This window comes from Yoonia sp. (assembly GCF_965660735.1).
Classification (GTDB): domain Bacteria; phylum Pseudomonadota; class Alphaproteobacteria; order Rhodobacterales; family Rhodobacteraceae; genus Yoonia.
In genome coordinates this window covers 1-17,390 of sequence record NZ_CBFIBD010000012.1, presented here as the reverse complement: position 1 = coordinate 17,390, position 17,390 = coordinate 1, and the positions used below count along the sequence as shown (strand labels likewise).

At 59.8% G+C, this 17,390-nt stretch carries 17 protein-coding genes and 1 tRNA gene; 5 read left to right on the top strand and 13 right to left on the bottom strand.

Annotated features, from left to right (window positions below; genetic code table 11):
* Window positions 1-10: 10 nt before the first annotated feature.
* The 3 genes from ACTG4B_RS06715 to guaB form a co-directional block, all read right to left on the bottom strand.
* Window positions 11-2,128 (bottom strand): ATP-binding protein, encoded by a 2,118-nt coding sequence (locus ACTG4B_RS06715; RefSeq protein ID WP_439154919.1) that lies wholly within the window; start codon window positions 2,126-2,128, stop codon window positions 11-13.
* Window positions 2,129-2,433: 305 nt separating this feature from the next.
* Entirely contained in the window at window positions 2,434-3,615 is a 1,182-nt protein-coding gene (locus ACTG4B_RS06710) for an RsmB/NOP family class I SAM-dependent RNA methyltransferase (protein WP_439154918.1), read from the bottom strand.
* 6 nt (window positions 3,616-3,621) lie between these two features.
* Window positions 3,622-5,070 carry an IMP dehydrogenase gene (gene guaB / locus ACTG4B_RS06705; RefSeq protein WP_439154966.1) on the bottom strand — a complete coding sequence of 483 codons (1,449 nt, stop codon included), beginning with the start codon at window positions 5,068-5,070 and terminating at the stop codon, window positions 3,622-3,624.
* A 121-nt stretch (window positions 5,071-5,191) separates the two neighbouring features.
* Here guaB and ACTG4B_RS06700 point away from each other — a divergent pair, with 121 nt between their 5' ends.
* The 3 genes from ACTG4B_RS06700 to ACTG4B_RS06690 all read left to right on the top strand — a co-directional run bounded on the left by ACTG4B_RS06700 (window position 5,192) and on the right by ACTG4B_RS06690 (window position 8,138).
* Window positions 5,192-5,878 (top strand): hypothetical protein, encoded by a 687-nt coding sequence (locus tag ACTG4B_RS06700; RefSeq protein WP_439154917.1) that lies wholly within the window; start codon window positions 5,192-5,194, stop codon window positions 5,876-5,878.
* Between the two features lie 92 nt (window positions 5,879-5,970).
* Window positions 5,971-8,007, top strand: coding sequence for an ASKHA domain-containing protein (locus ACTG4B_RS06695; RefSeq protein ID WP_439154916.1), 2,037 nt, complete (start codon window positions 5,971-5,973; stop codon window positions 8,005-8,007).
* A gap of 57 nt (window positions 8,008-8,064) precedes the next feature.
* A tRNA-Gly gene (locus ACTG4B_RS06690) sits at window positions 8,065-8,138 on the top strand.
* Window positions 8,139-8,157: 19 nt separating this feature from the next.
* On the opposite strand, the gene ACTG4B_RS06685 is transcribed toward ACTG4B_RS06690, so the two are convergent.
* Window positions 8,158-8,322 carry a hypothetical protein gene (locus ACTG4B_RS06685; RefSeq protein ID WP_439154915.1) on the bottom strand — a complete coding sequence of 55 codons (165 nt, stop codon included), beginning with the start codon at window positions 8,320-8,322 and terminating at the stop codon, window positions 8,158-8,160.
* A 235-nt stretch (window positions 8,323-8,557) separates the two neighbouring features.
* On the opposite strand from ACTG4B_RS06685, the gene ACTG4B_RS06680 reads away from it, so the two are divergent.
* The gene (locus ACTG4B_RS06680) at window positions 8,558-8,908 is read left to right on the top strand and encodes a RidA family protein (RefSeq protein ID WP_439154914.1); all 351 of its coding nucleotides are present in this window, start codon (window positions 8,558-8,560) and stop codon (window positions 8,906-8,908) included.
* A 24-nt stretch (window positions 8,909-8,932) separates the two neighbouring features.
* Here ACTG4B_RS06680 and ACTG4B_RS06675 read toward each other — a convergent pair whose 3' ends face one another.
* The 4 genes from ACTG4B_RS06675 to zwf all read right to left on the bottom strand — a co-directional run bounded on the left by ACTG4B_RS06675 (window position 8,933) and on the right by zwf (window position 13,260).
* A complete protein-coding gene (locus ACTG4B_RS06675) occupies window positions 8,933-9,391 on the bottom strand; it encodes a prepilin peptidase (RefSeq protein ID WP_439154913.1) in 459 nt (152 codons plus the stop codon).
* Between the two features lie 57 nt (window positions 9,392-9,448).
* Window positions 9,449-11,047 carry a glucose-6-phosphate isomerase gene (gene pgi / locus ACTG4B_RS06670; protein WP_439154912.1) on the bottom strand — a complete coding sequence of 533 codons (1,599 nt, stop codon included), beginning with the start codon at window positions 11,045-11,047 and terminating at the stop codon, window positions 9,449-9,451.
* Window positions 11,048-11,050: 3 nt separating this feature from the next.
* On the bottom strand, window positions 11,051-11,722 hold the full coding sequence (gene pgl, locus ACTG4B_RS06665; RefSeq protein ID WP_439154911.1) for a 6-phosphogluconolactonase: 672 nt from the start codon (window positions 11,720-11,722) through the stop codon (window positions 11,051-11,053).
* An 83-nt stretch (window positions 11,723-11,805) separates the two neighbouring features.
* Window positions 11,806-13,260 carry a glucose-6-phosphate dehydrogenase gene (zwf, locus tag ACTG4B_RS06660; protein WP_439154910.1) on the bottom strand — a complete coding sequence of 485 codons (1,455 nt, stop codon included), beginning with the start codon at window positions 13,258-13,260 and terminating at the stop codon, window positions 11,806-11,808.
* Window positions 13,261-13,410: 150 nt separating this feature from the next.
* On the opposite strand from zwf, the gene ACTG4B_RS06655 reads away from it, so the two are divergent.
* Window positions 13,411-14,424: a glycosyltransferase family 10 domain-containing protein gene (locus tag ACTG4B_RS06655; RefSeq protein ID WP_439154965.1), complete on the top strand. Its 1,014-nt coding sequence runs from the start codon at window positions 13,411-13,413 to the stop codon at window positions 14,422-14,424.
* Here the strand turns inward: ACTG4B_RS06655 and ACTG4B_RS06650 are convergent.
* The 5 genes from ACTG4B_RS06650 to ACTG4B_RS06630 all read right to left on the bottom strand — a co-directional run bounded on the left by ACTG4B_RS06650 (window position 14,421) and on the right by ACTG4B_RS06630 (window position 17,333).
* Window positions 14,421-15,008: an HNH endonuclease gene (locus tag ACTG4B_RS06650; RefSeq protein ID WP_439154909.1), complete on the bottom strand. Its 588-nt coding sequence runs from the start codon at window positions 15,006-15,008 to the stop codon at window positions 14,421-14,423. The two genes, ACTG4B_RS06655 and ACTG4B_RS06650, sit on opposite strands and share 4 nt — an antisense overlap.
* A gap of 141 nt (window positions 15,009-15,149) precedes the next feature.
* Complete coding sequence (locus ACTG4B_RS06645; protein WP_439154908.1) at window positions 15,150-15,845, bottom strand: GGDEF domain-containing protein; 696 nt, start codon at window positions 15,843-15,845, stop codon at window positions 15,150-15,152.
* A gap of 116 nt (window positions 15,846-15,961) precedes the next feature.
* Entirely contained in the window at window positions 15,962-16,630 is a 669-nt protein-coding gene (locus ACTG4B_RS06640; protein ID WP_439154907.1) for an alpha/beta hydrolase, read from the bottom strand.
* Complete coding sequence (locus ACTG4B_RS06635) at window positions 16,627-17,256, bottom strand: DNA-3-methyladenine glycosylase family protein (protein ID WP_439154906.1); 630 nt, start codon at window positions 17,254-17,256, stop codon at window positions 16,627-16,629. Before ACTG4B_RS06635 ends, ACTG4B_RS06640 begins: the two co-directional genes overlap by 4 nt.
* Window positions 17,253-17,333, bottom strand: a complete 81-nt coding sequence (locus ACTG4B_RS06630; RefSeq protein WP_439154964.1) for a hypothetical protein — start codon at window positions 17,331-17,333, stop codon at window positions 17,253-17,255. Before ACTG4B_RS06630 ends, ACTG4B_RS06635 begins: the two co-directional genes overlap by 4 nt.
* Between the last annotated feature and the right edge of the window lie 57 nt (window positions 17,334-17,390).

Here is a 17,390-nt window from a genome sequence, read left to right as displayed (position 1 = left end):
CCCTGGCCGGTCAGGCGACGGCGCTTTCGGTCTGTAATTGCTGCTGGACAGTCTGTGTCAGAGCGTTCAGCGAAAACGGTTTTGGCAAGAATGTCGAATTCGGTATCGGTGGCTGGCCGTCACCAAAGGCGTCTTCCGCATAGCCCGAAACAAAGACCACTTGGGTTGCGGGCCGTTTCAACAATGCCTTGCGCACCCATGTCGGCCCGTCCATGCCCGGCATGATCACATCAGTAACGAAAATATCGACTTTCAGATCATCATCGGCCAAAAGATCAAGCGCCGCTTCCGCGCAATCCGCCTCCAGCACCGTATAGCCGTGCAGGCGTAATGCGCGTGACGCAAAGGCGCGCACCGGTGCCTCGTCCTCGACCAACAGGACCAGGCCATCGGCATTGGTGGTCATGATGCGGGGTGCGGCTTCCGGACACACCACGGGTGCTGCAACCGGCAAATCGTAACTGGGAAACAGCAACGAGAACTGGGTGCCGCGGTTCACTTCGCTTTCCGCAAAGATGAATCCGCCTGTCTGCTTGACGATGCCATAGGCGGTCGAGAGGCCCAGTCCGGTTCCTTCGCCGGTGCGTTTGGTCGTATAAAATGGTTCGAATATCTTTGGGAGCTTTTCGGGTGGTATCCCATGACCGAAATCCATCACCTTGACGACCACATATTCCCCCGGTGGCACAACCGCACGATCCTTGGTCATCTGCGTTTTCAGAACCAGATTTTCGGTGGATACGCGAATTTCCCCCCCCTCGGGCATGGCGTCACGGGCATTCACCACAAGGTTCATCAATACCTGTTCCAACTGCCGCTTGTCGGCCTTGATCTGCGCAAGTGCCGGATCATGATGAAGCGACAGCGTCACTTTTTCCCCCACCAGCCGGTTCAAGAGATGCGTCAGATCCGACAATGTATCGCGCAGGTCAATGATTTCGGGTTGCAGGTTTTGTTTGCGCGAAAACGCCAACAACTGCCCCACGAGGCTGGCCGCGCGATTTGCATTCTGGTGAATTTGGATCAGATCACCATAGTTCTGATCGCCTTCATCATGGCGCAACAACAACAGGTCACAATGGCCTGAAATTGCAGTCAAAAGGTTATTGAAATCGTGGGCAACCCCGCCCGCCAACTGGCCGATCGCCTGCATTTTCTGGCTCTGGACGAATTGCGCTTCCAGTGTTTTCAGTTCGGTGACATCGTTGAGAACGGCAATCAGATGGTGATCCGTCGGATCGCCAGAGACACTCAGCGTCACTTGCACGAATGTATCCTGATTTTCGCCACGCCCGCGCAGAAACTGTGAGGTTTGACCACCACGCCCTTCGGCGGCCTCTCTCAGCCAGTCATTGATCGGTCGCCCCAACCCGTCAAGCAATTCGCCCATCCGGATCCCGGCTGTGTCCGTAATCCTGAGCAACTGGCGTGCCTCGCGGTTCGAGCCGAGCACCGCTCCGTCACGCGCAATCTTCATCAGCGGCACCGGCAGGTCCTCGATTTCATCCCATCCGGCGCGCATGGGCGGGGCGGCGCCCTGCACGTTGGCCCCCGGCAGGACAAAAATGTTGCGGGTGCCGGCCCGTCCCGCGATGATTGCGACGATGGCCCGCATCCGCCCGTTTTCGGCATGCACCGTATGCACCTGGCCCGAAACAAGCGGCAGGTCAGCAAACACATCCGAAAGCGTCTTGGGCCGCTGCCCAAGCAGCAACCTGCATGCATTATTCGTATGGATGACCGTATCGCTGCGCCCCACGGTCATGACCGGCAGCGTGGCGCCATCACTGCCGCGTGCCGTCGCAATGTCACCCAGTTCATCCAGCCGCCATACTTGGCAATCGGCATCCAACAGCGATAGCCCCAACCGAAAGTGACCGTTGCGGGTGATGACATCCTCTTTGACGGCGCCGGTGCATGCGGCCCCCTGCAGAAGGCGTTCCAGCACATCATCGGGGTTAGCCATGATCGTGCCCAGCACCTCGGAGAGCTGAATGCCTTGACTGGGCCCAAACCTGCCATCGGCAATCGCATTGGCACGGCGCACAATCCCGTCAGCACCCGTCAGAAAGGCATGATCTGTATCATGGGACAGTACCATCCCGACCGCGTCATCAAGGTGCCTCAAGCGATGATTTTGCCAGTGGCGGTGTATGACTGGCGCAAGTGGAACGATCAGACAGAAGAGGCCCACAACGATCAGCACCCCTTGCAGGGCCGGCGCCCCCTGATCCGGAAACGCCAAACCACCCACAGAAATCGAAACCAAACCGGCAAGTACCGCAATGCCATACCGCAAAAGGCGCGCACCGCGTGTCACTGGTAAAGACGGGTCTTGCGGCACGAAACAGCCCTCTTGCTTCCTCTAGCCAGAGATAACGTAAAACAATTAATTTTTACTTAAGCATGTCATTTCACCTAATGGCAACACCCTCAGGTTGTGATGCGTCGTCTTAGGCCGCTGAGAAAAAAGCCGTCTGCGTTTGCGTCAGGAAAGAGCTGCTCGGAAAATACGACCTGCCAGTCCGGGGCGCGATCCTGAAACCGCGCGACGATTGCATCGTTTTCGGCCCGCAGCACAGAACAGGTTGCATAAACCAGAAGGCCTTGCGGTGCGGTCAGGCGGGCACCGGCGCTGATGACGGCCTCCTGGGTGCCGTTCAGATGGTCCAGATCAGCCTGTGTCAGCCGCCATTTGGCATCGGGTGCGCGGCGCCATGTGCCGCTCCCGCTGCACGGAGCATCGCAAAAAACCACATCATAGGGGCCGGTTTGCGCCAATGCGTCGGTCTTTAAGGGCGTGATGTCGACACCGGCGCGCCGGGCGCGCACGGGCAGATCGGCCATGCGCGCGGACACGATATCATGGGCAAAGACCGCGGCGTCATACTGGTCGGCTAGCGCCAGCGCCTTGCCGCCGCCGCCTGCACAATAGTCCAGCACGCGCGCACCTTGCGGCACAGGAACCCTGGCAACGGCCCATTGCGATGCGGCATCCTGCAATTCGGCCAACCCGTCCAGATACGCGCCGGACTGTTTGATACGACGGGCATTGGCGGTCACGCGCAAACAGGTTGCGACTGTCGGGTGCGGCGCGCAGGTGATATCATCGGCGGCAAGAGCCGCGATCGCATCTGCCACCGACCCGCGCCTGCGGTTGACCCGCACGAACACGTCCGCCCTCGCTTGTTGCGCCAATGCTGTCTCTGCCGCCTGATCCCCCAGACTGTCGCACCACGCGGGCCACAGCCAGTCGGGTAGATCATGCGCTTCTGGCGCGGTCATTTCCGCGGGGTGCGCGATGCGCGCGCGCTCCGTGTCGGTCAAAGGTTCCGGGGCATGGCCGGCGCCATCGAACAGCACATCAAGGCCCCGATCATCCCGCAGCGCCAGACCCATCATCAGGCCACGGCCCGTCATCGCCCCTGCACGCGCGGCAAGGCTGCGCTTGGCGCGCAATGCGTCGAACACATGATCACGCACTGCCGCGCGATCCTTGGACCCGGCAAAGCGGCTGGAGCGCGCCCATGCCGTCAGCGCCTGCTCGGCCGCGGCACCCTCAAGAATGCGGTCAAGGATCTGGGCCGCCGCCGCAACACGCGCACCGGGCGTCATATCGCGTTACCCAATGCGATAGTTTGGCGATTCCCGCGTAATCTGCACGTCATGCACATGACTTTCCTTCAGGCCCGCGCCGGTGATTTTCACGAAATTGCAATTCTTGCGCATCTCGTCCACCGTGGCACAACCGGTATACCCCATCGCGGCCCGCAGCCCGCCGACAAGTTGATGCATCACAGCATGGACCGACCCCTTGTAGGGCACCTGACCTTCGATCCCTTCGGGCACCAGTTTGTCGCTGGCAGCTTCTTTCTGGAAATAGCGGTCGGCCGATCCGCTGGCCATTGCACTCAGGCTGCCCATGCCGCGATAGGATTTGAACGACCGGCCCTGATAAAGGATCACCTCACCCGGGCTTTCATCGGTGCCCGCCAGCATGGACCCGACCATCGCACACGAAGCCCCCGCCGCAATCGCCTTGGCGAAATCACCCGACAGCTTGATGCCGCCATCGGCGATCACCGGCACGTCACCGGCGGCTGCCGCGCAATCCATCACGGCGGTCAGCTGCGGCACACCCACACCGGCGACCATACGCGTGGTGCAGATCGACCCCGGACCGATCCCGACCTTGACCGCATCGGCACCCGCGCCGACCAATGCGCGCACAGCCTCGCCCGTGGCGATGTTGCCCGCGACGACCTGTGCAGCACTTGACGCCGCCTTGACCCGTTCAACCGTCCGCGCCACACCGTCGGAATGGCCATGTGCGGTGTCGACCACGATCAGATCGACCCCGGCCTCGATCAGCGCCTGCGCGCGTTCGAAACCAGCATCACCCACGCCCGTAGCGGCGGCGACCCGCAAACGACCCAGGTCATCCTTGCAGGCGCTGGGGTTCAGGACGGCCTGTTCACTGTCTTTCAGTGTCAACAGGCCGGTCAACTTGCCGGACTTGTCAGTGATCAACAGCTTTTCGATGCGACGGGCCTGCATCAGGGAACGGGCCTCGTCCAGATCGGCGGGTTCGTGAAGAATGGCCAGATCATCGGTCGTCATCATCACACTGACGGGTGTATCGTCATCCTGTGCGAAACGCATGTCACGATTGGTCACGATGCCCACGACCTTGCCGCCCTCGCCCACCACGGGAAAACCGGTGATGCGGTAGCGTTCCATCAAAGCACGCGCATCGGCCAATGTCTGATCGGGGCGCAGGGTGACGGGACTATAGACCGTGCCCGACACAAAGCGTTTGACCCGGCGAATTTCGCGGGCCTGCTGATCGACGCTCAGGTTCTTGTGGACCACGCCGATGCCACCGGCCTGCGCCATGGCGATGGCCATACGGCTTTCGGTCACGGTATCCATTGCACTGGACAACAGCGGAATGTTCATACTGATGGATTGCGTCACGCGGGTGCGTGTATCGGCCGTTGACGGCAGCACGCTGGACGCCCCCGGCACAAGCAAAACATCATCAAAAGTAAGTGCCTCGCGAATCTCCATCAACCCGTCTCCAATGGTGGCTTCGTTGGCACGTCCCTATCGCATGCTTCTTCTGCATCCGAAAGTCTAAAACGTGGCAAACATGACTTGCGGCGGGCGCGCGGCGACCGCACAAGGGTGCATGAACACAGAACAAGACCCGAATTCAGCACCCAAATGGCTGGGCCTGTTACGCATGTGCCTGCGGTTGGCTGTTGTCTTGCTGCTGGTGCTGGCTGTCAAATATGGCCTTGATGCATTTTCGGCGCGACTGGCCGTAATGGAAAACGATGCCGCCGCCCGTGCGATGACCGGCATGATCATTACGGTCCTGGTCGGCTATGCGCTCTTGCTGGCGATTCCCTTCATCCCCGGTGTGGAATTTGGCATCGCGATCCTGATGATCGAGGGGGCTGCCGCTGCCCCCTTTGTCTATCTGGCCACGGTGACGGGCATGTCGCTTGCCTATTTTGCGGGGCGCTATGTCGCGCTGAACTGGCTGATCAGGATCTGCGGCGACCTGCGGTTGCATCGGGTCAAGGCACTTCTTGAAGACATGCGTGACCGTGCTCCCAAGGACAGGCTTGCCGATCTCGACGACAGGTTGCCGCGCTGGCTGGCGCCTTTGCTGGTGCGCTATCGCTATGGAATGCTTGCCGTGCTGATCAACATCCCAGGCACGATTGTTATCGGTGGTGGAGGCGGGATCATGCTTGTCGCGGGCTTCAGCCGCCTGTTCCATCCCGGCCTGACGTTTCTGACGGTATTGCTTGCAACCTTGCCCGTGCCGCTGGCGGTTTGGCTCTTGGGTACGGATATTCTGCAGTAACCAGACGTTTTGCATCATCATTATGACGGGTTCTGCCCTTCCCTCTGCGCCAATGGCCGTTATGTTCACCGCAACAAAGACAGGCAGCGTTCATGAGCACCGATCCCCTCGTTATCTTCACGCCCTCCGGCAAGCGCGGGCGGTTCCCCGTAGGGACCCCCGTTCTGACGGCGGCGCGCCAGCTTGGCGTAGACCTTGACAGCGTCTGCGGCGGGCGGGGAATCTGTTCGAAATGCCAGATCACGCCGTCCTATGGGGAATTTTCCAAACACGGCGTCACCGTCGCCAACGATGCCCTGTCAGACTGGAACGCGGTCGAGGCGCGATATGACGAAAAGCGCGGGCTGAAACCGGGGCGGCGACTGGGCTGTCAGGCGACCATCCAGAAGGACGTGGTCATCGACGTGCCCGCCGAAAGCCAGGTCCACAAGCAGGTTGTGCGCAAACGGGCCGAAGCGCGCGAGATCATCATGAACCCCTCGACACGGCTCTATTATGTCGAGGTGGCAGAGCCGGACATGCACGACCCGTCCGGCGATCTGGAACGGCTGACGAACGCGCTGCGTCGCGATTGGAACCTGCCGCATCTGGAGGCCGATCTGACCGTCCTGCAAACCCTGCAAAAGGCGCTGCGCAAAGGTGACTGGAAAGTCACCGTCGCGGTGCATCTGGGCGACGCGGTGTTCAGCCCCCGCATCATTCATGTCTGGCCGGGGTTCTACGAAGGCACGATCTACGGGCTGGCGGTGGACCTTGGCTCGACCACCATCGCGGCTCATCTTTGCGACCTGCAATCGGGCGAAGTTGTTGCATCGTCGGGGATCATGAATCCGCAGATCCGCTATGGCGAAGACCTGATGAGCAGGGTCAGCTATGGCATGATGAACCCCACAGGGGCTGCCGAAATGACCGCAGCCGTGCGCGACGGAATGAACGCGCTTTTCACGCAGATCGCGGCAGAGGCGTCGATCGACCCCTCGTTTATCGTGGACGCGGTATTCGTCTGTAACCCCGTCATGCACCATCTGTTTCTTGGCATTGATGCTTATGAGCTGGGGCAAGCCCCCTTTGCGCTGGCCACGTCGGAATCACTGTCGTTGCGCGCGATGGAACTGGATCTGAACCTGCATCCGGCCGCCCGTGTCTATCTGCTGCCCTGCATCGCGGGCCATGTGGGGGCCGATGCCGCCGCCGTCGCCCTGTCAGAAGCACCTGACAAATCCGAAGACCTTGTGCTGGTCGTGGATGTGGGCACGAACGCCGAAATCATCCTTGGCAACCGCGACAAGGTGCTGGCCTGTTCATCCCCCACCGGACCCGCATTCGAAGGCGCACAGATCAGCAGCGGCCAGCGCGCGGCACCCGGCGCGATTGAACACGTGCAGATCGACCCGGTCACGAAACTGCCCCGCTTTCAGGTCATCGGGTCAGAGCTTTGGTCCGACGAAGACGGCTTTGACGCAGCCATCGCGCAGACCGGCGTGACCGGCATCTGCGGATCGGGGATCATCGAGGTGATCGCCGAAATGCGCATGGCAGGCATCGTTGACGGGCCGGGGCTGATCGGATCCGCAGAACAAACCGGATCGCCCAACTGCTTTGCCGACGGGCGCACCAATTCCTATCTGCTGTATGACGGCACGGCGGATGGCGGGCCGTTGATCACCGTCACCAATACCGACATCCGGCAGATCCAGATGGCCAAGGCAGCACTCTATTCCGGCGCGCGCCTGCTGATGGATAAATTCGGCGTGGACAAGGTGGACCGTGTGGTGCTTGCCGGCGCGTTCGGCGCGCATATCAGCCCCAAACACGCAATGGTGCTGGGCATGATCCCCGACGCCCCGCTGGACAAGGTCACATCGGCGGGCAACGCGGCCGGCACAGGTGCACGGATCGCGCTGCTAAACACAGACGCGCGACGCGAAATCGAACAGGTCGTCCACAAGATCCACAAGATCGAAACCGCGATCGAGCCGCGCTTTCAGGAACATTTCGTCAATGCGTCAAACATCCCCAACGCCGTCGAGCCCTTCCCGATCCTCAACAGCATCGTGACCCTGCCAGCAGTCAACCACAATCAGGGCGGCGGTGGCGAAGGCGGGCGACGCAGGCGCAGGCGGACCTGACACCTGCGATATCGCCTTGACGCGATCACGCGGCGAGATTAACTCAGCCTTGGAGATGCGGGTATGGTGAAAAGGTATCACGAAAGCTTCCCAAGCTTCAGTTACGGGTTCGATTCCCGTTACCCGCTCCAATTTCCATTTGATCTGACTTCAGTGCTTGGTCGCGTAAGCGCCGTTCAAATACCGCTCGCGCGTTTTTTCGAAAATTGCAATCAGCCGTTCGTCCGATGCCGCAATACGGCTGATCTGTTCTGCAAACTCTGATTCCTTTTGGCCATAGAAAGCCTTGGCCGCTTCATCTGATGCTCTGGGCATATCTTGCTCCAACTTATAATGTTTCGTACTTCACGCGACCGACATCGACTACGTTTTAGGCAGATATTGGACGATTTGTTGTTCTTGGACAAAAGGACAGGTTAAAATCGCAATTTATAATGTTGGCAGTGAAGAGTCACCTTCTTTACGTGCGGGGCAACCGGGGCCAGATTGCGTTTGGGGTCAAAATGACCGCATAACGGCCCTATCGTAACCACATTTCGGAGAATCCCCAATGCCCGCCATCACACGTCTGCAAAGCGGACCCCGCATGAGTCAATGCGTCATCCACAATGGCATCGCCTATCTCGCTGGTCAGGTTGGCACACCTGCTGCATCGGTCACAGAGCAGACGAACGACATTCTGGCAAAAATCGATGCCTTGCTTGCCGAAGCAGGCACCGACAAAGCCAACCTTTTGACCGCGCAGATATGGCTGTCCGACATCGGCGCACAATTCGCCGAAATGAACGCCGCTTGGGAGGCATGGATACCTGCCGCCCACACCCCCGCCCGCTGGACCGGCGAGGCGAAACTTGCCACCCCGGATTATCACGTCGAAATTATCGTCACCGCAGCAATCTGAGCTTTGGGTGGGTCTTGGCCCACCCTACAAAAGGAAAAGCACAGCAAGCCCCGTCACGCCCAAGGGCAGGCTCATCGGCAGAACCCGCTTGGACAGAACGTGCCAATTGCTGTCGTCCGATCCGGCAATCTTTTGCAGCATCACAATCAAGAAAGTGCTGGCAAACAGGGCCGGCACGAACACGAAAATGGCCTTTAGTCCCAAATTCAACGGCACAAACAACGCAATGCCGGTCATCAGCTTGACAGCCCCTGCGCCGAAACCCGCGAAAATGAAAGCGAGGATGCCGAACGCGAAAACTGCGGCGGCCAATCCCATTTGCCAGCCGAGTGCGGCGCGGTCGTCGGTGTTGGCTGCCACAACGATGAACAGCAAGAACGGCACCAGCGTCAGCCAATTAGGAATTTTCCCGGTACGCAGTTCGATCACTATCGCGGCCACCAAAACCGCGGCCATGGCATAGGGCACATATTGCGCAATCATCTCAGGTCTTTCTTTGTGAGGGTTACCGGCGCAAGATATGGCAGGCTGCCGGGAAACTTACACCCCATGCGCCTGCAAATACCCAACAAGTGCGGCAGTTGAGCCATCTTTGCCCGCTGTCCCGTCCTGCCCTTCGATGACGGGCTGCAAGGCGGTCGCCAGTTCCTTGCCCAGTTCAACGCCCCATTGATCATAAGAATTGATCCCCAACACGACACCTTCGACGAACACCCGGTGTTCATAAAGGGCCACAATCTGGCCCAATGTGAACGGCGTCAGCTGCGGATAGGCGATGGTGATGGATGGCCGGTTGCCGGGGAAAACCCGATGCCTGGCCTGCCTATCCAGTTCATCGCCCGAGAATGTGTCAGCCACTTTTGAGCGTGCCTCTTGCAAGGTGCGGCCACGCATCAGCGCCTCGGATTGTGCAAGGCAATTTGCGACCAACAACTGGTGCTGGTGGTGCAGTTCGTCCTCGTGCCCGCGGGCCGCGACCAGAAATTCGCACGGCACAACGCGCGTGCCCTGATGGATCAGCTGATAGAACGCATGTTGCCCGTTCGTGCCCGGTTCGCCCCAGACAACGGGGCCGGAATGCACCTGCAGTGGCGCCCCATCCATGCTGACACCCTTGCCGTTGCTTTCCATCTCCAACTGTTGAAGATACGCAGGCAAGCGGCTGAGATTATTGTCATAAGGCAGCACGGCCCGGGTCGCATGACCGCAGACCTGATTGTGCCAGATACCCACCAGCGCCAGCAAGGCGGGCAGGTTTTCATCCCATTTGGCGGCCTTGAAATGCACATCCATCGACTGCGCGCCGCGCAGAAACGCGCGAAACGCATCCGGTCCGATGGCGATCATCAAAGACAAGCCAATCGGCCCCCACATCGAATAGCGCCCCCCGACCCAATCGGCAAAACCAAAGACGCGGCCCGGGTCGATCCCGAAATCGGCGGTCTTGTCGGCAGCGGTGGACAGGGCCGCAAACTGGGCGGCAGGGCTGTCAACGCTTTCGCCCATCCACGCCAGCGCGGTGCGCGCATTGGTCATCGTCTCGATCGTCGTGAATGTCTTGGAGGCAACGATCACCAGCGTCGTTGCCGGGTCACAAACCCGCAGCACGCCAGCGATATCCGCCGGATCAACGTTGCTGACGAAATGGCAGCGCGGACCATCGTGATATGGTGCCAGCGCCAGCGTCGCCATCGCCGGGCCCAGATCGGACCCGCCGATGCCGATATTCACCACATCGGTAATCCTGCCGCCCTGCCCCGTGAACCGGCCGTCGCGCACGTTGGCGGCAAAGCGTTCCATGCGCGCCAGCGTCTCCAGCACCTCTGGCATCACATCGACACCGTCAACAAGGACCGGTCCGCCATCAAGATTGCGCAACGCGGTATGCAACACAGCGCGGCCTTCTGTTTCATTGATAGCCGCACCGGCGAACATCGCGTCACGCTTGCCCGCCACGCCGGTCTGTTCCAAAAGGTCGATCAACAGCGCACGGCTCGTCGCATCAATGTTCGTCTTGGCGTAATCCAGCCGCAGATCCCCCGCCTGGGCGGAAAACGCCGCCGCACGGGATGCATCCAGCATAGTCTCGAACCGCCGGTCTGCGACCTGCGCGTGATGCGTCTTCAGGTTTTGCCACATTGCTTAACTTTCCGCCCAATGCACAGTCGCGCCACCCAGAACCGCCGCGACCGGCGCCTCTTCGGGGGGCAGGTTACGCGCTTTTTCAAGGGCCGCGCGTTTCTGAGGCCCCACGATCACGATATGACGATGCATCGCCTGTTTCAGCACCTTGGCCGACAGGGTGATGCGCGGTTCCTGTGCGCCGGGCGCGCGCATCGCAACCAGTGGATCATCGCCTTGCAAGGCGCGATCCAGCTGGTCGGCACCGGGAAAGATCGACGCGGTATGCATGTCCGTTCCCATCCCCAAAAGAACCACAGAAAGCGGCAGTTCCGCAGCCACGGCGGCGGACAGCTCATCCAGTTTCTCCTCGGGTGTGGCCGCATCGGCATAAAGTGGCACAAGATGCGCCGCCGCGGCCTTTTCGGTCAGCAGATGTGTACGCAGCAACCTTGTATTGGACCGTTCATGGGTATCGGGCACCCAGCGTTCGTCGGTCAGCATGACATGCACGCGACTCCAATCCAGATCGACGGCACACAGCGTGTCAAAAATGGGCGCAGGCGTCGTCCCACCCGGCACGGCAAAGGACACTCGGTCCTGGGCCGACAGTGCAAACCGAAGTTCACCCGCCAGCACATCGGCAATGCGCATCATCATCAATTCGGCATCAGGGTATTCGATTATCTGCATCGGTTAGCCCCCTTTTTCAGTTTCAGCTCAAAACGTTTCAGCACTCTATCAGCACCAGACCGGCATGCGCTGCACAGGATCAATCAGCCCTTGATCTCGCGCCACTTGCGACCGTCACGGTGCATCAGCATCATGGCATCCTCTGGCCCTGCCGACCCGGCATCATACAATTTTGGCACATCACCCCGTGCCTCCCAACCCTGAATCAACGGGTCGGTCCAGGCCCACGCGGCCTCGACCTCATCGCCGCGCATGAACAACGTCTGGTTGCCGCGGATCACGTCCATGATCAGACGCTCATAGGCATCCGGCACCTCTTCGGCATCGGGACCAAGCGCGTCGGCAAAGCTCATGTCAAGCGGCACATCGATCAGGCGCATACCGCCCGGACCCGGTTCCTTGATCGTGACCTGCAGATCCATGCCCTCGTTGGGTTGCAGGCGGATTGACAGGATATTGCGATGGCGGGCCTTGTCGCCTTCGAATATGGAATGGCCAAGATCCTTGAAAACGACCGAAATTTCAGAAACCCGCGCCTTCATCCGCTTGCCCGTGCGCAGGTAGAAGGGCACCCCCGCCCACCGCCAGTTGGCGATTTCACACTTCATCGCGATAAAGCTTTCGGTAAAGCTGCGCGGGTTTTCGGCATCCTCGCGATAGCTCGGACCGCTGGCGCTGGCGTCGTATTGGCCGCGCACGATGTGGTGCGGCTCTACCGGTTGCAAGGCGCGGATCACTTTCAGCTTTTCATCTCGCACCTCGTCCGCGCCGAACTGGCTGGGTGGTTCCATCGCAATCAGGCACAACAACTGCATCAGGTGGTTCTGCACCATGTCGCGCATCGCGCCCGACTTGTCATAATAAGCGCCGCGCCCTTCGACACTGACGGTTTCAGCGACGGTGATCTGGATGTGATCGACGTAGTGATTGTTCCACAGGGGTTCGAACAGCATATTGCCGAAACGCACGGCCATCAGGTTCTGCACGGTTTCCTTACCCAGATAATGGTCGATCCGGTAGATCTGGCTTTCGTGGAAATGGGCGGCAAGCGTATCGTTCAGGGCGCGCGCCGTTTCCAGATCGCGGCCAAAGGGTTTTTCGACCACGATCCGGCTGCTGGCGTTTGCGATCTCGTTGGTGTGGAGCCGTTCTGCCAAATCGCCGAACAAAGATGGAGCCACTGAAAAATAAAATGCCTGCACAACATCCTGGCGGACTTTTTCACCCAATTCGGACCAACCGCCATCGCCCCTCGCGTCGATGGAAACGTAGTCAAGACAATCAAGAAAGGATTCTAACCCTTTCTTATCGTGCGACTCTTTACCACCGAATTCCGATATGGCCTTGGCAATCATGTCGCGATACCCGGCTTGGTCCAAGTCAGAGCGGGCAGCGCCGATAATCCGCGATTCTTCAGGCATCTGGCCTGACAGGAACCGCCGAAACAACCCCGGAAAAATCTTGCGCCGGGCAAGGTCGCCCGTCCCGCCGAAGATGACCAGATCAAATGTTTCAACCGGAATGACGCGCGAAACCATGGTTTACTCCGCTGTGTGTTTGAATGCGTTAGCGCTAACGATGCATTGGCTACTTGATCCGCGCCCTCATGTCCACACGATTTCAACGATTGTCCATTGGCCCCATCATGGTAAACCTGCGAGAGTATAAAAGGGTAACATTTCTTGCCAATGAAACAAATCAAGCTGAACTATTGCGACATGTGGGCGGACTTTGATCTGACGACGGGCAATATGTTTCATGATATCATCACCCGAAATTTCGACGTCATCGTGACAGCACAAGACCCTGATTATGTGTTTTGTTCCGTCTTCGGAGAGCAGTTTGACAAAAGATCCGGTTTTCTGCCGGCAGAATACCACCGTTACCCCGATGCCGTGCGCATCATGTATTCGGGCGAAAACTTTCTGCCCGACCTGAACTTTTGCGATTATGGCATTGCGTGCGATCATCTTTCTTTCGGGGATCGCTATCTCAGGCTGCCGCATTTCGTGGTTTATGCGGAATATGCCCAGCTGCACGGACCACGGCCTTCTGTCACCCTGACGGACCTTGCGGCGCGCGACAGTTTTTGCAACTTCACCTATTCAAACAACAATGCAATGCCGGACCGTGACCGGTTTTTCCATATGCTGAACGCACGCAAGCCCGTGTGTTCTACCGGGCGGCACCTGCGCAACAGCGACGCCCTGGAACAACTGCAGAGTGACACAGGGATGACCCCTGTGCAGTCCAAAGTGGCGTTGCTGCAAAACAGCAAGTTCTGCATCGCCTTTGAAAATTCCCTACATCCCGGTTACACGACTGAAAAGATCATGCAGCCATTGGCCGCGCGCGCAGTGCCCATCTATCTTGGCAATCCCCGCGTCACCGAAGATTTCAACCCAAGCGCCTTCATTAACGGTCATGACTTTGACACCCTGGACGCGCTGGTCGATGAGGTGATGCGCATCGATGCGGACGATGACGCCTGGCTTGCGATGGTCAATGCAGCGCCCCGGCACGATGCTGCGGACCCGTATATACCCGCATTGGAACAGTTCCTCGTCGGGATCATGTCGCAGCCGAAAGAGGCCGCAAAACGCCGCTGCCGCTATGGCAACATTGGTGCGAAAGCGGCGCAACTGACAGTGCAATCCAACAAGCGACTGCGCGGGCGATGGTTCGCAAGATCAAGAGCCTAGGCGTCCAGTTCTGCATCCCAATACAGAAAATCAAGCCAGCTTTCATGCAGGTGATTGGGGGGGAACTTGCGGCCGACGTTGTGCAACTGCTCTGGTGCTGGCTGACGCGGCGGCTTGCGCAAGGACAAACCGCACTGTCGCAATGACCTGGACCCTTTGCGCAGGTTGCACGGGCTGCATGCCGCAACAACATTTTCCCAGCTCGTGACGCCGCCACTGGCCCGTGGCACAACATGGTCAAAGGTCAGATCGCCCTTGGCCCCACAATACTGGCAACAGAATTCATCGCGCAGAAACAGGTTGAAGCGCGTGAACGCCACCCGTTTTTGCGGTTTGACATAGTCCTTTAGGACGACCACGGAAGGAATGCGGATCTCGGTCGAAGGGCTCCTCACGAGCTCGTCGTATTCGCTGACGATATCGACCCGGTCCAGCCATGCCGCCTTGACCGCTTCCTGCCAGGGCCACAGCGACAGGGGATAGTAGGATAAAGGCCGGTAATCGGCGTTCAAGACCAGCGCCGGATAGTGTTTGAGCGCCCCCGGCGCGCGCACGAAATCAGTTCTGAATTCAGTCTGCGTCATATCCTACATCCTACACGCCCAAGGTGCGGAAACTGTGCAAACGCGGCGCTCCCGCAGTCATGTTGAATATCACTATATCTCGCGTCAGAAATGTGACAAGCCCCACAATGTGCGTCAAAATATGCCGGCCGGCGCGGACGGTCAGGCAGCTGCTGTCAAACCGTCCAGCACCAGCCGTGCGCGCCCCTGCTGTTTTGCGCGGTTCAGCGCCCTGTCCGCATCGCGCAAAAGACACGCAAGCGGGGTTCGCCCGTCTGCCAACACCGCGCCGACCGACACCGTGACCCGCAAGATGGCGCCGTCCCGTATGATGTGCAGCCCCATGCTGAGCCGGTCGCCGATATCGTGGACGATTTCCGTCGGCGCACCGGGCAGGTAGACCGCAAAGACGGCCCCATCCAGTCGCCCCGGTATATCCGTCGGGCTGGTCAATTCGCGCACCCGCAGTGCCAGCGCCATCAGGCATATATCACCTGCCCGGTGTCCATGCACCGCATTGAATGACTTGAAATCGTCGATATCGAACAAGAGCAGTGCCCCGCTTTGCGGCAGGGCGCGCTGGGTCCGGGCCATGAACATCGCCCTGTTGGGCAGGCACGTTAGCGCGTCGCGATCAAGCAGGCACATCAGCCGCCGCTCTATGCGGCCAGCGCGGGCGAACGTCCGGAACAGGCCCAGCGCAATCGGGAAACACACTGCCACCATTGCCAGCAGCACGTGACCTGTTCCACCCTTGATCCACGCAGGTGCGACGGCATGCAGCATCGCCCAAAGCCCAAGCCCGCAGGCCGTAAAGATGGCCAGCCGCCACACCGGTCCGATTCCATGGCGTGGCACAAAAAATTTCCGGGACCAGACAGACAAATTTGTGGCTCGCATAGCAAGGAAACGGGGGCAGCATGACCCTTATCCCTTCTGCGTCTTGCCATTCCGTTAAACCGGGCCCGGCAATCCTATGCCAGGCCCAGCCGCTGTTGCATGAACGCCAGCGCAACAGACAGCCCATCAGGCGCAATCCCGTGGCCTGTGCCTTTCATGACGTGGCCGTACACCTCTTTCCAACCGGCCTCTTGCAGCGCTTCGGCGGCTTGCGGCAGCGACTGCGGCGGCACGACATCATCCTGATCGCCATGGATCAACAGCACAGGCGGCCGGCTGACAACAGACTCGGACAGCAATTCAGGTTCCAGCAAGCGGCCTGAAAACGCAACGATACCCGCAATCGGGTCCTCGCGGCGGGGGACCACGTGCAGCGCCATCATCGTGCCTTGGGAAAAGCCCAGCACCATGACCTGTTCGGGCAACAGGTCCTCGTCGACCATGACACCATCCAGAAACGCATCCAGATCGGCCGCAGCCCGGTCAAGGCCTGTGCGGCTTTCTTCCTCGCTTGACCCGTCGATCCATGGGATCGGGAACCATTGATACCCCATCGGCGCACCTGCGCAGGCCTCTGGCGCGTCTGGGGCGATGAACAGCGTGTCGGGCATATGCTCAGCCAGCGGATCGGCCAGACCCATCAAGTCAGCCGCATTGGCCCCGTAGCCATGCAGAAACACCACGCAGGATCGTGTTTCGCCGGATGCGGGCTCGCGCCGCTGTGCTTCTAACGCGCGTGTCATCGGATACCTTCTCTTTGTTTGCTCTGCCCGTAGTAGGCCCACATGATCCGCGCTGCAACCGACCGCCACGGCGACCAATTCTGCGCCATATCACGTAATACGCGTTCCCCGGGCCTGTCGGGCAGTTCGAAAATAAGCCTTGCCGCTTCTTGCAGGGCCAGATCGCCGGGGGCGAAAACATCGGCCCGGCCCAGCGAGAACATCGCGTAAATTTCCGCCGTCCAGATGCCGATACCAGGTACGGCGGTCAGGGTCCGGGTGACATCCCTTGTGGGCGCGTCCCGCAAGGCGTCATAGTCGATCCGGGCCCGTGCCAGCGCCTGCGCATAGCGGGCTTTCTGGCGGCTCAGCCCCAATGCGCGCAGGTCCGTGACATCAGCTGCGGCAACAGTGGCCGGGTCGGTCATCCCTGCATCCGCCATCCGCCCCCAGATCGCATTGGCCGAGGCCACGCTGACCTGCTGACTGATGATCGCGCTGAGCAAGGCCGCGAACCCGTCGGGTTTCAATCGCAGCGGCAAAGGCGGCAGATCCTGCATCACAACGGCAAAGCGCGGCTCTTTTGCGCAAAGGTAATCGACACCTTCCTCAATGCAGTCATGCCCTATGATCACGCGTTCGGTCACAGGCCAGCCACCCAATCCAAGGCTTCCGCAACGGTCGACACGACAGGCCAGTTCCCAGCAGGAGGGCGCGCGATCATCAACACCGGAATCCCCAACTGGCGCGCCGCCGTCAGCTTGGTCCGGCTGGCAACACC

Coding starts and splice junctions, on each gene's coding strand:
- ACTG4B_RS06685 (WP_439154915.1), bottom strand. CDS start 8,322: ATGCCCAGAGCATCAGATGAAGCGGCCAAGGCTTTCTATGGCCAAAAG.
- ACTG4B_RS06695 (WP_439154916.1), top strand. CDS start 5,971: ATGAGCACCGATCCCCTCGTTATCTTCACGCCCTCCGGCAAGCGCGGG.
- guaB (WP_439154966.1), bottom strand. CDS start 5,070: ATGGAGATTCGCGAGGCACTTACTTTTGATGATGTTTTGCTTGTGCCG.
- ACTG4B_RS06675 (WP_439154913.1), bottom strand. CDS start 9,391: ATGATTGCGCAATATGTGCCCTATGCCATGGCCGCGGTTTTGGTGGCC.
- ACTG4B_RS06630 (WP_439154964.1), bottom strand. CDS start 17,333: ATGATCGCGCGCCCTCCTGCTGGGAACTGGCCTGTCGTGTCGACCGTT.
- ACTG4B_RS06640 (WP_439154907.1), bottom strand. CDS start 16,630: ATGACACGCGCGTTAGAAGCACAGCGGCGCGAGCCCGCATCCGGCGAA.
- pgi (WP_439154912.1), bottom strand. CDS start 11,047: ATGTGGCAAAACCTGAAGACGCATCACGCGCAGGTCGCAGACCGGCGG.
- pgl (WP_439154911.1), bottom strand. CDS start 11,722: ATGCAGATAATCGAATACCCTGATGCCGAATTGATGATGATGCGCATT.
- ACTG4B_RS06680 (WP_439154914.1), top strand. CDS start 8,558: ATGCCCGCCATCACACGTCTGCAAAGCGGACCCCGCATGAGTCAATGC.
- ACTG4B_RS06650 (WP_439154909.1), bottom strand. CDS start 15,008: ATGACGCAGACTGAATTCAGAACTGATTTCGTGCGCGCGCCGGGGGCG.
- zwf (WP_439154910.1), bottom strand. CDS start 13,260: ATGGTTTCGCGCGTCATTCCGGTTGAAACATTTGATCTGGTCATCTTC.
- ACTG4B_RS06700 (WP_439154917.1), top strand. CDS start 5,192: ATGAACACAGAACAAGACCCGAATTCAGCACCCAAATGGCTGGGCCTG.
- ACTG4B_RS06655 (WP_439154965.1), top strand. CDS start 13,411: ATGAAACAAATCAAGCTGAACTATTGCGACATGTGGGCGGACTTTGAT.
- ACTG4B_RS06710 (WP_439154918.1), bottom strand. CDS start 3,615: ATGACGCCCGGTGCGCGTGTTGCGGCGGCGGCCCAGATCCTTGACCGC.